This is a genomic window from Enterobacter sp. MGH 33 (genome assembly GCF_000534535.1).
GTDB classification, from domain to species: Bacteria; Pseudomonadota; Gammaproteobacteria; order Enterobacterales; family Enterobacteriaceae; genus Enterobacter; species Enterobacter hormaechei_C.
The window spans coordinates 3,496,921-3,512,648 of record NZ_KI973212.1 but is presented as its reverse complement, the minus strand read 5'-3'; the positions used below and the strand labels follow the sequence as shown (position 1 = coordinate 3,512,648).

At 56.5% G+C, this 15,728-nt stretch carries 16 protein-coding genes; 15 read left to right on the top strand and 1 reads right to left on the bottom strand.

Features of this window, described 5'->3' with window-relative positions; translation table 11 throughout:
* The first annotated feature begins 20 nt into the window (after window positions 1-20).
* The gene (locus L379_RS07705) at window positions 21-1,199 is read left to right on the top strand and encodes an MFS transporter (protein ID WP_017383448.1); all 1,179 of its coding nucleotides are present in this window, start codon (window positions 21-23) and stop codon (window positions 1,197-1,199) included.
* Window positions 1,200-1,284: 85 nt separating this feature from the next.
* On the opposite strand, the gene flk is transcribed toward L379_RS07705, so the two are convergent.
* On the bottom strand, window positions 1,285-2,289 hold the full coding sequence (gene flk / locus L379_RS07710) for a flagella biosynthesis regulator Flk (protein WP_017383447.1): 1,005 nt from the start codon (window positions 2,287-2,289) through the stop codon (window positions 1,285-1,287).
* Between the two features lie 111 nt (window positions 2,290-2,400).
* Here flk and pdxB point away from each other — a divergent pair, with 111 nt between their 5' ends.
* From pdxB to L379_RS07780, 14 genes are all read left to right on the top strand, one after another.
* On the top strand, window positions 2,401-3,537 hold the full coding sequence (gene pdxB / locus L379_RS07715; RefSeq protein WP_017383446.1) for a 4-phosphoerythronate dehydrogenase PdxB: 1,137 nt from the start codon (window positions 2,401-2,403) through the stop codon (window positions 3,535-3,537).
* Between the two features lie 66 nt (window positions 3,538-3,603).
* Window positions 3,604-4,617 carry an aspartate-semialdehyde dehydrogenase gene (locus tag L379_RS07720; protein ID WP_015572252.1) on the top strand — a complete coding sequence of 338 codons (1,014 nt, stop codon included), beginning with the start codon at window positions 3,604-3,606 and terminating at the stop codon, window positions 4,615-4,617.
* On the top strand, window positions 4,617-5,429 hold the full coding sequence (gene truA / locus L379_RS07725; RefSeq protein WP_023295093.1) for a tRNA pseudouridine(38-40) synthase TruA: 813 nt from the start codon (window positions 4,617-4,619) through the stop codon (window positions 5,427-5,429). The genes L379_RS07720 and truA overlap by 1 nt, the downstream gene beginning before the upstream one ends.
* Before the next feature lie 28 nt (window positions 5,430-5,457).
* Complete coding sequence (locus L379_RS07730) at window positions 5,458-6,117, top strand: DedA family protein (RefSeq protein ID WP_003861406.1); 660 nt, start codon at window positions 5,458-5,460, stop codon at window positions 6,115-6,117.
* A gap of 154 nt (window positions 6,118-6,271) precedes the next feature.
* The gene (accD, locus tag L379_RS07735; RefSeq protein WP_014884667.1) at window positions 6,272-7,177 is read left to right on the top strand and encodes an acetyl-CoA carboxylase, carboxyltransferase subunit beta; all 906 of its coding nucleotides are present in this window, start codon (window positions 6,272-6,274) and stop codon (window positions 7,175-7,177) included.
* Window positions 7,178-7,247: 70 nt separating this feature from the next.
* On the top strand, window positions 7,248-8,516 hold the full coding sequence (folC, locus tag L379_RS07740; protein WP_023295092.1) for a bifunctional tetrahydrofolate synthase/dihydrofolate synthase: 1,269 nt from the start codon (window positions 7,248-7,250) through the stop codon (window positions 8,514-8,516).
* Window positions 8,506-9,201, top strand: a complete 696-nt coding sequence (dedD, locus tag L379_RS07745; RefSeq protein ID WP_017383444.1) for a cell division protein DedD — start codon at window positions 8,506-8,508, stop codon at window positions 9,199-9,201. The genes folC and dedD overlap by 11 nt, the downstream gene beginning before the upstream one ends.
* Before the next feature lie 254 nt (window positions 9,202-9,455).
* Window positions 9,456-9,944, top strand: a complete 489-nt coding sequence (gene cvpA, locus L379_RS07750; RefSeq protein ID WP_000262116.1) for a colicin V production protein — start codon at window positions 9,456-9,458, stop codon at window positions 9,942-9,944.
* A 33-nt stretch (window positions 9,945-9,977) separates the two neighbouring features.
* Window positions 9,978-11,495 (top strand): amidophosphoribosyltransferase, encoded by a 1,518-nt coding sequence (gene purF / locus L379_RS07755; protein WP_032654355.1) that lies wholly within the window; start codon window positions 9,978-9,980, stop codon window positions 11,493-11,495.
* An 89-nt stretch (window positions 11,496-11,584) separates the two neighbouring features.
* A complete protein-coding gene (locus tag L379_RS07760) occupies window positions 11,585-12,154 on the top strand; it encodes a UbiX family flavin prenyltransferase (RefSeq protein ID WP_015572254.1) in 570 nt (189 codons plus the stop codon).
* Between the two features lie 290 nt (window positions 12,155-12,444).
* On the top strand, window positions 12,445-13,227 hold the full coding sequence (argT, locus tag L379_RS07765) for a lysine/arginine/ornithine ABC transporter substrate-binding protein ArgT (RefSeq protein WP_032654352.1): 783 nt from the start codon (window positions 12,445-12,447) through the stop codon (window positions 13,225-13,227).
* Between the two features lie 226 nt (window positions 13,228-13,453).
* Complete coding sequence (hisJ, locus tag L379_RS07770; RefSeq protein ID WP_023295090.1) at window positions 13,454-14,236, top strand: histidine ABC transporter substrate-binding protein HisJ; 783 nt, start codon at window positions 13,454-13,456, stop codon at window positions 14,234-14,236.
* A gap of 88 nt (window positions 14,237-14,324) precedes the next feature.
* Window positions 14,325-15,011, top strand: coding sequence for a histidine ABC transporter permease HisQ (locus tag L379_RS07775; protein WP_015572256.1), 687 nt, complete (start codon window positions 14,325-14,327; stop codon window positions 15,009-15,011).
* Window positions 15,008-15,721 (top strand): ABC transporter permease, encoded by a 714-nt coding sequence (locus tag L379_RS07780; RefSeq protein ID WP_003861424.1) that lies wholly within the window; start codon window positions 15,008-15,010, stop codon window positions 15,719-15,721. The genes L379_RS07775 and L379_RS07780 overlap by 4 nt, the downstream gene beginning before the upstream one ends.
* Window positions 15,722-15,728: the final 7 nt, after the last annotated feature.

The window sequence follows — 15,728 nt, the reverse complement described above, 5'->3', positions numbered from 1 at the left end:
GCCTGAACACGGAGTTATGCATGAAGGCTGTTACCCCTGGGAAGAGCGCTCCTTCCGGGAATCTTCCCCTTTTCCGCATCGCCTTTGCGGTGTTTCTGACCTATATGACCGTTGGCCTGCCGCTGCCGGTGATCCCCTTGTTCGTTCACCAGGAGCTGGGCTATGGCAACACCATGGTCGGCATTGCGGTGGGCATTCAGTTTTTAGCGACGGTATTAACCCGGGGCTACGCCGGTCGCCTGGCGGATCAGCACGGCGCAAAACGCTCGGCGTTGCAGGGCATGTTTGCCTGCGGGCTGGCGGGGGGAGCCTGGCTGCTGGCGGCGCTGTTGCCGATAGATGCAGCGTATAAATTCGCGCTGCTGGTGGCAGGGCGTCTGATCCTCGGCTTTGGCGAAAGCCAGCTGCTGACCGGCACCCTTACCTGGGGAATGGGGCTGGTGGGGCCTGCGCGTTCCGGAAAAGTGATGTCCTGGAACGGGATGGCGATTTACGGCGCGCTGGCGGCAGGCGCACCGCTGGGGCTGCTGATCCACAGCCAGTTTGGTTTTGCGGCGCTGGCAGGCACCACCATGGTATTGCCGCTGCTGGCGTGGGCGTTTAACGGTTCGGTGCGTAAGGTGCCCGCCCATAAAGGCGAGCGTCCTTCGCTGTGGAGCGTGGTGGGGCAAATCTGGCAGCCGGGGCTTGGGCTGGCGCTTCAGGGGGTGGGCTTCGCGGTTATTGGTACCTTTGTCTCCCTCTATTTCATGAGCCGCGGCTGGGCGATGGCGGGCTTTACGCTGACGGCCTTTGGCGGCGCGTTTGTATTGATGCGCGTGCTGTTTGGCTGGATGCCGGATCGCTTTGGCGGCGTGAAGGTGGCCGTGGCGTCACTTGTCATTGAGACCGTGGGTCTGGTACTGCTCTGGCAGGCGCCCTCTGCATCCGTTGCGCTGCTGGGTGCGGCGTTAACCGGCTGCGGCTGCTCGCTGATCTTCCCGGCGCTGGGCGTTGAAGTGGTGAAGCGCGTGGCTCCGCAGGTGCGCGGCACGGCGCTGGGCGGCTATGCGGCGTTTCAGGATATCTCATACGGGGTCACCGGGCCGCTGGCGGGGCTGCTTGCAACGTCGTTTGGCTATCCTTCCGTCTTCCTGGCCGGTGCGGTGTCAGCGGTGGTGGGAATTGTGGTGACGCTGGTGGCGTTTCGCAAGTCTTAGTTTTTTGCCCGGTGGCGCTTCGCTTACCGGGCCTACAACCGCGCGAACCGTAGGCCGGGTAAGGCGAAGCCGCCACCCGGCAGTTTTAAGCAACCAGCCAGAAAATCGCCAGCGCAATCACCAACGCGATAAACATCAATCCCGGACGGGCAGAAAGCGTTTTGAACGTATCAACTACGGGGGCAAACAGCGGGTTGTAGATCGGCTGAATGTTTCTTACCTCCGGCACGCCGCCTTCCCGCTCGGCGCGGCGAATGAAGATCTGATTGAGCACATCCTGCACCTGCGCGGTGGTCAGCACCGTTTGCGGCGTAGCCTGCCAGCTCTGCTGAGCGTAATCCCGAATCATATCGAACTCGTGCGGTTCCAGCGGTTGTTTCAGCGCCGCCTGTACGCTGTGCAGGGTCGGGGCGCTCTGGGTGCTGAGCGTCTGACGCGCCTGGAGCCAGGTGACCAGATGGGTAAACTGTTTTGCCGGGATCATCTCGCCCGCTTTCACACCGGAAAGTTCCAGCATGGATTGCCAGATAAGCTTTGTGGGTTCGCCGGTAGCGGCAGCCAGCTTAGTGACCATCTGCTTGAGCGTATTATGCTCCGCAGGCTGCAATGGCCGCTCTGTAGACGGGCGCTGTTGCGGCTGCGGGATAGAAAGCTGATTGCTTTGCAGCAGGGTCAACACGGTTTTCAGCTGTTCTTGCGAAAGCTGGCTCAGGGCGGTATGACCGTACTGTTGACGGATAAAATCACTCACCGCCTGGCGATTATTCCCCTGGCCCAACAGCTCGGTCAGCTGCGAGATAATCTGGCGGGTGGTATGTTGCTGCTGTGCGCTGGTAAGACGCTGGTTCAGGTTTTGTTCGGCGGCAGGGAAATGGCGCGACTGTAGCGGCGCATCGTTTCTGACGCCCAAATCGTGCTTAACGCCGGCCCATACCTCTGCGTTTTGCTGTGAGGTTAACGCAATAAGACGCGTGATCAGACGCTCCAGTACGGTGCGTTGCTGCGTGGAAAGCGGTTGTTCGCCTGGCGTGTTGGGCGTTACGGGGCCTTCACCCGGAGGGCGCGGAGGCGTACCTGAAATGGGCTGCATCGTCAAAAATCCTTAAAGTCAAACTCTGCGTAACCGGGCGGAGATATATGCCCGGCGGCGAGATTATGGCACACTTGGCAGGTTTACTTCCTCTCAAACAGGTACTCAGACGTGAAAATCCTCGTTGATGAAAATATGCCTTACGCCCGTGAGCTGTTCAGCCGCCTGGGTGAGGTTAAGGCTGTCCCTGGTCGCCCGATTCCGGTCAGCGAACTGGACGATGCAGACGCCCTGATGGTGCGCTCGGTGACCAAAGTAAATGAGGCACTGCTCACCGGCAAAGGGGTTAAATTTGTCGGGACGGCAACGGCCGGGACCGATCATGTGGATGACCAGTGGCTTAAGCAGGCGGGGATTGGTTTTTCCGCGGCGCCAGGCTGTAACGCCATTGCCGTCGTGGAATATGTTTTCTCCTCGCTATTGATGCTGGCCGAGCGCGATGGTTTTGCGCTGAAAGACCGCACCGTCGGGATTGTGGGGGTGGGCAACGTGGGCGGACGTCTGCAAAAGCGTCTGGAAGCCTGGGGTATCCGCACCCTGCTGTGCGATCCGCCGCGTAAGGATAACGGCGATGAAGACGACTTCCGCACGCTGGATGAGCTGGTCGACGAGTGCGACGTCATCACCTTCCATACGCCGCTCTTTAAAGAGGGGCCGTACAAGACTCTGCACCTGGCCGACGAAAAGCTGATCCGCCGTCTGAAGGCTGGCACTATTCTGATAAATGCCTGCCGGGGACCGGTGGTGGATAACGCGGCGCTGCTGGCATGTCTCGACGAAGGACAAGAGCTTAGCGTCGTGCTGGACGTCTGGGAACCAGAGCCGGATCTCAACGTCGCCTTGCTGAATAAGGTGGACGTGGGTACCGCGCATATTGCGGGTTATACCCTTGAAGGCAAAGCGCGTGGCACAACCCAGGTGTTTGAGGCTTACAGCGCCTTTATCGGCCATCCGCAGCAGGTGGCGCTGGATACGCTGCTGCCCGCCCCGGAATTCGGCCGCATTACCCTTCATGGCCCGCTGGATGAGGCAACGCTGAAAAGACTGGTGCATTTGGTGTATGATGTGCGCCGCGATGACGCGCTGCTGCGTAAAGTGGCGGGTATTCCGGGTGAGTTTGACAAGCTGCGCAAAAATTACCTTGAGCGCCGCGAGTGGTCTTCCCTGTATGTCATGTGCGATGACGCGTCAGCGGCGGGGCTGCTGCATAAACTGGGATTTAACGCCGTTCACCACCCGGCACGTTAATGTCTTCTTAATGCTCCCTGTCGGATGCTCCGGCAGGGACGCTTTTTATTTCTGGAGTAAACCACCATGTCTGAAGGCTGGAACATTGCCATTTTGGGTGCCACTGGCGCCGTGGGCGAAGCCCTGCTTGAAACCCTTGCTGAGCGTCAGTTCCCGGTGGGTGAGATTTACGCACTGGCGCGTACCGACAGCGCAGGAGAACATCTGCGTTTCGGCGGCAAATCCGTGATGGTGCAGGATGCCGCCGCGTTTGACTGGACGCAGGCTCAGCTGGCGTTTTTTGCCGCAGGGGCGGAAGCCACGGCGTCTTACATTGAAGAAGCGACAAATTCAGGCTGTCTGGTGATCGACCTGAGCGGCCTGTTCTCCCTGGAGCCGGATGTGCCGCTGGTGGTGCCGGACGTCAACCCGTTTGTGCTGGCTGACTACCGCAACCGCAACATCATTGCAGTACCGAACAGCCTCACCAGCCAGCTGCTGACCGCGCTGAAGCCGCTGATCGACGACGGTGGCCTGTCGCGTATTTCCGTGACCAGCCTGCTTTCAGCCTCCGCTAACGGTAAAAAAGCCGTAGACGCACTGGCAGGGCAGAGCGCGAAGCTGCTGAACGGTATCCCGATCGACGAAGATGATTTCTTTGGCCGCCAGCTGGCGTTCAACATGCTGCCGCTGCTGCCGGATCGTGAAGGTTCGGTGCGGGAAGAGCGTCGTATCGTCGATGAAGCACGCAAAATTTTGCAGGATGACGGGCTAATGATCTCCGCGAATGTCGTGCAGTCTCCGGTCTTTTACGGCCACGCGCAGATGGTCGGGTTTGAAGCCCTGCGTCCGCTGGCGGCTGAAGAAGCCCGCGACGCGTTTGGCCGCGGTGAGGATATTGTCCTGTCCGAAGAGAGCGAATTCCCGACGCAGGTGGGCGACGCCACCGGCAGCGCGCATCTCTCTGTGGGCTGCGTGCGTAACGATTACGGTATGCCGGAGCAGGTGCAGTTCTGGTCCGTTGCCGACAACGTGCGTTTTGGCGGCGCGCTGATGGCGGTCAAAATCGCGGAAAAACTGGTGCAGGAGTATCTGTACTGATGTCAGATGTGGAACAAAAGCCGGTCCACAGAATTGCCCTCGGCATTGAATACGATGGCAGTAAATACTATGGCTGGCAGCGGCAGAATGAGGTGCGCAGCGTCCAGGAGAAGCTGGAGAAAGCGCTCTCTCAGGTGGCGAACGAACCGATAAGCGTCTTCTGTGCGGGCCGCACCGATGCCGGCGTTCACGGCACGGGGCAGGTGGTGCATTTTGACACCACCGCCGTGCGCAAAGCCGCGGCCTGGACGCTGGGTGTAAATGCGAATTTGCCTGGTGACATTGCCGTGCGTTGGGTGAAAGCTGTGCCGGATGATTTTCACGCGCGTTTCAGCGCGACGGCGCGGCGCTACCGTTATGTCATCTATAACCAGCGCCTGCGCCCGGCGGTGTTAAGCCAGGGCGTGACGCATTTTTATGAACCGCTGGATGCAGAATGTATGCAGCGTGCGGCGCAGTGTCTGATTGGAGAGAATGATTTTACGTCGTTTCGTGCGGTGCAGTGTCAGTCCCGTACGCCGTGGCGTAACGTCATGCACATTAACGTCAGTCGTTATGGCGCGTATGTGGTGGTGGATATCAAAGCCAATGCCTTTGTACATCATATGGTGCGGAATATTGTAGGCAGCCTGATGGAAGTGGGCGCCGGACACCAGCCGGAGAGCTGGATTGCAGAACTGCTGGCAGCGAAGGACAGAACGCTTGCGGCAGCAACGGCGAAAGCGGAAGGGCTGTATCTGGTTTCGGTGGATTATCCGGACCGGTTCGACCTGCCAAAACCGCCAATGGGCCCGCTGTTTTTAGCGGACTAAACAAAGGTGCAATTAGGGCTTAGACAATATGGACGTAATACGTTTTCTGATTGATTTCATCCTGCATATTGATGTTCACCTGGCGGAGCTGGTCGCGCAGTACGGCGTCTGGGTGTACGCCATTCTGTTCCTCATTCTGTTCTGTGAAACCGGCCTTGTGGTTACGCCGTTCCTGCCGGGAGATTCACTGCTGTTCGTGGCGGGCGCGTTATCCGCACTGCCAACGAATGACCTGAATGTCCATCTGATGGTGGTCCTGATGATCATCGCCGCGATTGTTGGTGATGCGGTCAACTACACCATCGGGCGGGTGTTTGGCGAGCGGTTGTTCAGTAATCCGGACTCGAAGATTTTCCGCCGCAGTTATTTAGATAAGACCCATGCGTTCTATGAGCGCCATGGCGGTAAGACCATTATCCTTGCCCGTTTTGTGCCTATTGTGCGTACATTTGCACCGTTTGTGGCGGGAATGGGTCACATGTCCTATCGTCATTTTGCCATGTACAACGTGGTGGGCGCGCTGCTGTGGGTGCTGCTGTTCACCTATGCAGGCTACCTGTTTGGCGATCTGCCGGTGGTTCAGGAAAACCTTAAGTTACTGATTGTAGCGATTATTGTGCTTTCCGTACTGCCTGGCGTCATCGAAATTATCCGTCACAAACGCGCGGCGGCAAAGCAAGCGAAGTAAATGCACGCTGGCGGTTCGACCACTTTTTTATCCAAAGTTTCGGGCTGTTATGTTTTAATGTGCAACATTCATGGTCTGTTGGAGGCAAAAATGGCATTATTCGCCTCTTACAGCAAAACTGGCATACGACCAGGTTCAGGCAGAAAGGTTATCAATGAGCTGGATTGAACGAATTAAAAGCAACATTACCCCAACGCGTAAAGCGAGCATTCCTGAAGGGGTATGGACGAAGTGTGATAGCTGCGGCCAGGTTCTGTATCGCGCAGAGCTGGAACGCAATCTTGAGGTGTGTCCGAAGTGTGACCACCATATGCGTATGTCGGCGCGCAACCGCCTGCATAGCCTGCTGGACGAAGGTTCTCTGGTAGAACTGGGCAGCGAACTGGAGCCAAAAGATGTGCTTAAGTTCCGCGACTCCAAAAAATACAAAGATCGTCTGGCCTCTGCGCAGAAAGAGACCGGCGAGAAAGACGCGCTGATCGTTATGAAAGGCACCCTGCACGAGATGCCGGTGGTTGCCGCCGCGTTTGAGTTCTCCTTTATGGGCGGCTCAATGGGCTCTGTGGTTGGCGCGCGCTTCGTGCGTGCCGTTGAGCAGGCGCTGGAAGACAACTGCCCGCTGATCTGCTTCTCCGCCTCCGGTGGCGCACGTATGCAGGAAGCGCTGATGTCCCTGATGCAGATGGCGAAAACCTCTGCGGCGCTGGCGAAAATGCAGGAGCGCGGTCTGCCGTACATCTCGGTACTGACCGATCCAACCATGGGCGGCGTTTCTGCAAGCTTCGCGATGCTGGGCGACCTGAACATCGCTGAGCCAAAAGCGCTGATCGGCTTTGCGGGTCCTCGCGTTATCGAGCAGACCGTACGTGAGAAACTGCCGCCGGGCTTCCAGCGCAGTGAGTTCCTCATTGAGAAGGGCGCCATCGACATGATCGTCCGCCGTCCGGAAATGCGCCTGAAACTGGCAAGCGTCCTGGCGAAGCTGATGAATCTGCCGGCGCCGAACCCGGACGAGCCGCGCGAAGGCGTGGTGGTACCGGATCAGGAACCCGAGGCCTGATAACTGAAAAGGGCAGGGCCGAATGGCGCTGCCCTTTTGCTTTCTAAACCGTTAATGACAACCGGGCATCATGGAAAATAAAAGCATTCCTCAAGCCACGTCGCCCCTGGCCGCGTGGCTTTCTTATCTGGAAAACCTGCACAGTAAAACTATCGACATGGGCCTTGAGCGCGTAAGCCAGGTTGCCGCGCGTCTTGACGTGTTGAAACCCGCGCCTTTCGTATTTACCGTGGCCGGCACTAACGGTAAAGGCACCACCTGCCGCACGCTGGAATCTGTCCTGATGGCGGCGGGGTACAAGGTTGGCGTTTACAGCTCGCCGCATCTGGTGCGCTATACCGAGCGCGTGCGCGTGCAAAACACCGAGCTGGCGGAATCCGCCCATACGGCGTCGTTTGCCGCTATCGAAGCTGCGCGCGGCGAAACCTCATTAACCTATTTCGAATACGGCACCCTGTCGGCGCTGTGGCTGTTTAAGCAGGCGCAGCTGGACGTGGTGATCCTGGAAGTGGGGTTGGGCGGGCGTCTGGATGCCACCAATATGGTGGATGCGGATGTCGCCGTCGTCACCAGCATCGCGCTGGATCACACCGACTGGCTGGGCCCGGACCGCGAGAGCATTGGCCGTGAGAAGGCCGGTATTTTCCGGGCCAATAAGCCTGCCGTGGTAGGCGAACCGGACATGCCGCACACCATTGCTGAGGTAGCGAAAGAGAAGGGCGCTCGTCTGCTGCGTCGCGGCGTGGACTGGCAGTATGAGGTGCAGGACAAAGGCTGGCGCTTCAGCGATGCGCAGGGCGTGCTGGAGAATCTGCCGCTGCCTCAGGTGCCACAGCCTAACGCGGCGACTGCGCTGGCAGCCCTGCGCGCCAGCGGATTAGCGGTAAGCGAGCAGGCAATCCGCGACGGCATTCAGAACGCACTGTTACCGGGACGTTTCCAGATTGTGAGTGAGTCACCGCGTCTGATTCTGGATGTTGCACATAACCCGCATGCGGCGGCGTACCTCGCAGGACGTCTCAAATCGTTACCAAAAACCGGGCGCGTGCTGGCGGTTATCGGTATGCTTCATGATAAAGATATCGGCGGCACGCTGGCCTGCATGGAGAGTGTGGTCGATAGCTGGTATTGTGCTCCTCTGGAAGGGCCGCGCGGCGCGACTGCTGAGCAGTTGATGGAACATCTCGGCAAAGGCGAAATCTACAGCAGTGTGGTTTCGGCCTGGCGTGCCGCGATGGCGGAGGCTAAACCAGAAGATACCGTGCTGGTGTGTGGGTCATTCCACACGGTGGCACATGTCATGGAAGTGATGGACGCGGGGAGAACCGGTGGCGAGTAAGTTTCAGAACCGTTTAACAGGAACCATTGTGCTGGTCGCGCTCGGGGTGATTATTCTCCCGGGACTGCTCGACGGGCAAAAAAAGCATTACCAGGATGAATTTGCGGCCATTCCGCTGGTACCCAAACCGGGCGATCGCGACGAGCCCGATATGCTGCCAGCGGCAACGCAGGCGCTGCCTGCCCAGCCGCCAGAAGGTGCAGCGGAAGAGGTGCGCGCAGGTGATGCAGCCGCGCCGTCTCTTGATCCGTCGCGTCTGGCCGCGAATAACAACGTTGAAATCGATCCTGTACCGGTAGAGCAACCCAAACCGGTTGAAAAACCGAAGCCGGTAGAGAAAACGCAGCCTAAACCGCAGCGTGACAAAGCCGACGAGCAGCTGGCTGCGGCAACGGAAACGCCGCCACCGGCCAAACAGACCCAGCAGGAGGCCGCCCCTACGGGTAAAGCCTATGTCGTTCAGCTCGGTGCGTTGAAAAATGCAGATAAGGTCAATGAGATCGTGAGTAAACTGCGCGGCGCGGGATACCGTGTTTATACTTCACCCACCACGCCGGTACAGGGTAAAATTACCCGTATCCTCGTGGGGCCGGATGCGTCTAAAGATAAGCTCAAAGGTTCGCTTGGCGAGCTGAAGCAAATCTCCGGCCTGAGCGGTGTGGTGATGAACTACAGCGCCAACTGATAGAAATTATCCCCTCACCCTAACCCTCTCCCCAAAAGAGCGAGGGGACGGTTTGCTCCCTCTCCCTTGAGGGAGAGGGCCGGGATGAGGGGGAGGCAGACGTTCACAGAAACGTCAAAGGTGCGGGGGCGTTGAGCATTTTTTCAGCGCCTTTTTTATTTACGCGTGGGAAGGAAATCCCTACGCAAACGTTTTCTTTTTCTGTTAGAATTCGCCCCGAACTGGATGACAGGGCGTTTAATCGTGGGACACATATGGTCTGGATTGATTACGCCATCATTGCGGTGATTGGTTTTTCCTGTCTGGTTAGCCTGATCCGTGGCTTTGTTCGTGAAGCGTTATCGCTGGTAACCTGGGGTTGTGCTTTCTTTGTTGCCAGTCATTACTACACTTACCTGTCTGTCTGGTTCACGGGCTTTGAAGATGAACTGGTCCGAAACGGAATCGCCATCGCGGTGCTGTTTATCGCGACGCTGATTGTCGGCGCTATCGTCAATTACGTGATAGGTCAGCTGGTCGAGAAAACCGGTCTGTCAGGAACGGACAGGGTACTCGGCATCTGTTTCGGCGCGTTGCGAGGCGTGCTCATTGTGGCCGCGATCCTGTTCTTCCTGGATACCTTTACCGGGTTCTCCAAAAGTGAAGACTGGCAAAAATCGCAGCTCATTCCGGAGTTCAGCTTCATCATCAGATGGTTCTTTGACTATCTGCAAAGCTCGTCGAGTTTCTTGCCCAGGGCATAAACCCTGAGATGTGGCTTAACGAGGAAAAGACGAATGTGCGGTATTGTCGGTATCGCCGGTTTCATGCCGGTAAACCAGTCGATTTATGACGCGTTAACGGTGCTTCAGCACCGTGGGCAGGATGCTGCGGGTATCATCACCATTGATGCAAACAACTGCTTCCGTTTACGCAAGGCGAATGGCCTGGTAAACGATGTGTTTGAAGCCCGCCATATGCAGCGTCTGCAAGGTAATATGGGGATCGGTCACGTTCGTTATCCTACTGCTGGCAGTTCCAGCGCCTCTGAGGCTCAGCCTTTTTACGTTAACTCCCCGTATGGCATCACGCTTGCCCACAATGGCAATCTGACCAATGCCCACGAGCTGCGTAAAAAGCTGTTCGAAGAGAAACGTCGCCACATTAACACCACCTCTGATTCTGAAATCCTGCTCAATATCTTTGCCAGCGAACTGGATAACTTCCGCCATTATCCGCTGGAAGCAGACAACATTTTTGCCGCCGTTGCCGCGACTAACCGCCTGATCCGTGGCGCGTACGCTTGCGTGGCGATGATCATCGGTCACGGCATGGTGGCCTTCCGCGATCCAAACGGCATTCGCCCGCTGGTGCTCGGCAAACGTGACCTCGGCGATGGCCGTTCCGAGTACATGGTTGCCTCCGAAAGCGTGGCGCTGGACACTCTGGGCTTCGAATTCCTGCGTGATGTCGCGCCAGGCGAAGCGGTCTACATCACTGAGAAGGGCCAGCTGTTTACCCGTCAGTGCGCCGACAACCCGGTGAGCAACCCGTGCCTGTTCGAATACGTTTACTTCGCGCGTCCGGACTCGTTCATCGACAAGATTTCCGTTTACAGCGCGCGCGTCAACATGGGGACGAAGCTGGGCGAGAAGATTGCCCGCGAGTGGGACGATCTCGACATTGATGTCGTGATCCCAATCCCTGAAACCTCCTGTGATATCGCGCTGGAAATTGCCCGTATTCTGGACAAGCCGTACCGTCAGGGCTTCGTAAAAAACCGCTACGTGGGCCGCACCTTTATCATGCCGGGCCAGCAGCTGCGTCGTAAGTCCGTACGTCGTAAGCTGAACGCTAACCGTGCCGAGTTCCGCGACAAGAACGTGCTGCTGGTGGACGACTCCATTGTGCGCGGCACGACGTCTGAGCAGATCATCGAGATGGCGCGTGAGGCCGGGGCGAAGAAAGTGTATCTCGCCTCCGCAGCGCCGGAAATTCGCTTCCCGAACGTGTATGGCATTGATATGCCAACCGCTAACGAGCTGATTGCTCACGGTCGTGAAGTAGACGAAATTCGGCAGATGATCGGTGCCGACGGCCTGATTTTCCAGGATCTGAACGATCTGATCGACGCGGTGCGCGCCGAGAACCCGGATATTCAGCAGTTCGAATGCTCGGTATTCAATGGGATCTACGTAACGAAAGACGTTGACCAGCAGTATCTCGACTATCTGGATTCGCTGCGTAACGACGATGCGAAAGCCGTCCAGCTGCAAAACGATCTCGAAAGCTTAGAGATGCACAACGAAGGTTGATGCGTATGCAGGTGAGGGCGCTCGCCCTCACTTGCAACTCCCCGTAAAATCCTGCACAGTCTGCCCTGAAATCAGCAAGGGCGAAAATCATGAAACGACTCATTGTAGGGATCAGCGGTGCCAGCGGCGCGATTTATGGCGTCCGGCTGTTACAGGTGCTGCGTGACGTTGCAGGCGTAGAAACCCATCTGGTGATGAGCCAGGCGGCGCGTCAGACCCTCTCTCTTGAAACCGATCTCTCTCTGCGCGACGTTCAGGCCCTGGCTGACGTTGTCCACGATGCCCGCGATATCGCCGCCAGCATCTCTTCGGGCTCGTTTAAAACGGCCGGCATGGTTATTTTGCCCTGTTCGATTAAAACCCTTTCCGGCATTGTAAACAGCTATACCGACACGCTGGTGACGCGTGCAGCGGATGTGGTGCTGAAAGAGCGTCGTCCTCTGGTGCTCTGCGTGCGGGAAACGCCGCTGCACCTGGGACATCTGCGTTTAATGACGCAGGCAGCCGAACTGGGGGCCGTGATTATGCCGCCGGTCCCCGCGTTCTATCATCGTCCGCAAACGCTGGACGATGTCATCAACCAGACCGTTAACCGCGTACTGGATCAGTTCGATATCGACCTGCCGGAAGATCTCTTTACCCGCTGGCAGGGGGCGTGAAGCTGTGCACAAACAAGGTGCATGAAAAGACAATTTGCCCTGTTTCAGGGCAAAACTGCAACCGCGATCATATCCTCGACATTTAATCCGCTTTTTCCCTTTTTCTCTTTCCGGTTCGTTCGGCAGACCTGCTATCTTTCACCATTAAGGCAGTATCGCAACGTTTTATTAACATATTTAACGTCGTAGTTTTAACCCGACGACAATGTGGCATAAGACCTGCAAGAACAGCCTGCAACACAACACACAACATAAACCATAATAAAATCACGGTTCTTGAGGGTAAATGTATGAAGAAGACGGTTCTGGCTCTGTCTTTGCTCGTGGGCTTGAGTGCAGCAGCAAGTAGCTATGCAGCGCTTCCACAGACAGTTCGTATCGGTACAGACGCAACCTACGCGCCATTCTCCTCCAAGGATGCGAAAGGCGACTTCGTGGGGTTTGATATCGATCTGGGAAATGAGATGTGCAAACGCATGGAAGTGAAATGCACATGGGTGGGCAGTGACTTTGACGCGCTGATCCCGTCGCTGAAAGCCAAGAAAATTGATGCCATTATCTCTTCTCTTTCCATCACGGAAAAACGTCAGCAGGAGATCGCCTTCTCTGAGAAGCTCTACGCTGCCGACTCACGTCTGATTGCCGCGAAAGGCTCGCCAATCCAGCCGACCATCGACTCGCTGAAAGGCAAACATGTTGGCGTGCTTCAGGGCTCGACCCAGGAAGGTTACGCCAATGCTAACTGGCGCGAGAAGGGCGTCGATGTTGTGGCTTACCAGAACCAGGATCTGATCTACTCTGACCTGGCGGCAGGCCGTCTGGATGCCGCGTTTCAGGATGAAGTCGCCGCGAGCGAAGGCTTCCTGAAACAGCCTGCGGGTAAAGAGTACGCCTTTGCCGGCCCGTCGGTAAAAGACAAAAAATACTTTGGCGACGGTACCGGTATTGGCCTGCGTAAGGATGATACCGAGCTGAAAGCCGCCTTCGACAAAGCGTTTAATGAGCTGTGTAAAGACGGTACCTACGACAAACTGGCGAAGAAATACTTCGATTTCAACGTCTACGGTGATTAATGCCTGAATAAGATGCACTGAAGTGGTGCATCTTAACGGGGTTATGGTCCAGTATGGTGCAACACATGCACCATACTGGATCGCTGTGTGCATAGTTAAGCATTTAAAATGCAAAAATTCCCGTTCAAAGGCATTAATCTTTGCCTGAATGAGGGGATTAATGGCACATTAACAACACCCCGTCGTCGTAAAAATCTCGTATTAAGACAGTTTGTTGAGGACAGATATGAAAAAACTGGTGTTGTCACTTTCTCTGGTACTGGCTTTTTCCAGCGCCACCGCGGCATTCGCAGCAATTCCGCAGAAAATTCGTATTGGAACTGACCCAACCTATGCACCTTTCGAATCGAAGAATGCGAAGGGAGAACTGGTCGGTTTTGACATCGATCTGGCTAACGAGCTGTGCAAACGCATTAAAGTGCAATGTACCTACGTTGAAAACCCGCTGGATGCGCTGATCCCGTCCCTGAAAGCGAAGAAAATTGACGTGATCATGTCCTCCCTGTCCATCACAGAAAAACGTCAGCAGGAGATTGCCTTCACGGACAAACTCTATGCGGCGGACTCACGTCTGGTGGTGGCGAAATCCTCTGACATTCAGCCAACCCTTGAATCTCTGAAAGGCAAACGCGTGGGCGTGTTGCAGGGTACGACGCAGGAAACCTACGGCAACGAGCACTGGGCGCCAAAGGGGATTGAAATTGTCTCTTACCAGGGCCAGGAAAACATCTACGCAGACCTCACGGCAGGCCGTATTGACGCGGCATTCCAGGATGAAGTGGCGGCAAGCGAAGGCTTCCTGAAACAGCCTGTGGGTAAAGATTACAAGTTCGGCGGTCCGTCCATTAAGGACGAAAAACTCTTTGGCGTCGGTACCGGTATGGGCCTGCGTAAAGAAGACAACGAACTGCGTGAAGCCCTGAACAAAGCGTTCGCCGAGATGCGCGCGGACGGCACCTATGACAAGCTGGCTAAAAAGTACTTCGATTTTAACGTTTACGGCGGCTAATCGCCCCTTCTGATAACGTGCGGCCCCTCCCGTTGCGGGAGGGGAAAAGACACGGTTCCACCACTCACGAGACGACAGGGCACGCGGTATGCTGTACGGATTTTCTGGCGTTATTTTACAGGGCGCGCTTGTCACCCTTGAGCTGGCTATCAGCTCCGTGGTGCTGGCGGTGCTGATAGGCCTGGCGGGCGCGGGGGCAAAATTATCCGCCAACAGACCGCTGGCGCTGATATTTGAAGGCTATACCACGCTGATTCGCGGCGTGCCTGACCTGGTGCTGATGCTGCTGATCTTTTACGGCCTGCAAATCGCACTTAACGGCGTGACGGATGCCATCGGCATGGAGCAGATCGATATCGACCCGATGGTGGCCGGTATTATTACCCTTGGTTTTATCTACGGTGCCTATTTCACTGAGACTTTCCGCGGCGCTTACATGGCCGTGCCGAAAGGGCATATTGAAGCGGCGACCGCCTACGGTTTTACCTCCTCACAAACGTTTCGCCGGATCATGTTCCCGGCCATGATGCGCTACGCGCTGCCGGGTATCGGTAACAACTGGCAGGTTATTCTCAAGGCAACGGCGCTGGTCTCCCTGCTGGGCCTGGAAGATGTGGTGAAGGCCACGCAGCTGGCGGGTAAAAGCACCTGGGAACCGTTCTATTTTGCGGTGGTTTGCGGCGTAATTTATCTGGTCTTTACGACCGTCTCCAATGGTGTGCTGCTTCTGCTCGAACGTCGCTACTCCGTGGGTGTGAAGAGGGCTGACCTGTGATTGAGATTATTCAGGAGTACTGGAAATCCCTGCTGTGGACGGATGGCTACCGCTTTACTGGCGTGGCCATCACGCTGTGGCTGCTGATCTCCTCGGTGGTAATGGGCGGCATTCTGGCGGTGTTTCTTGCCATTGGCCGCGTGTCGAACAATAAATTTATCCAGTTCCCTATATGGCTATTCACCTACGTGTTTCGCGGTACGCCGCTGTACGTGCAGCTACTGGTGTTTTATTCCGGGATGTACACGCTGGAGATCGTGAAAGGCACCGAGATGCTGAACGCGTTCTTCCGCAGCGGTCTGAACTGTACGGTGCTGGCGCTGACCCTCAATACCTGCGCCTATACCACCGAGATCTTCGCCGGGGCCATCCGTTCTGTGCCGCACGGTGAGATCGAGGCGGCGCGCGCGTACGGCTTCTCGTCCGTGAAGCTCTACCGCTGTATTATTCTGCCTTCGGCGCTGCGTATTGCGCTGCCGGCCTACAGCAACGAAGTGATTTTAATGCTGCATTCGACGGCACTGGCGTTTACCGCCACGGTACCTGATCTGTTAAAGATTGCCCGCGATATTAACTCTGCCACCTACCAGCCGTTTACGGCGTTTGGCATTGCGGCAGTGCTCTATTTGATCATTTCTTACGTCCTGATCAGCCTGTTCCGTAAGGCTGAAAAACGCTGGTTGCAGCATATAAAACCGTCGACGCACTGAGAATTTA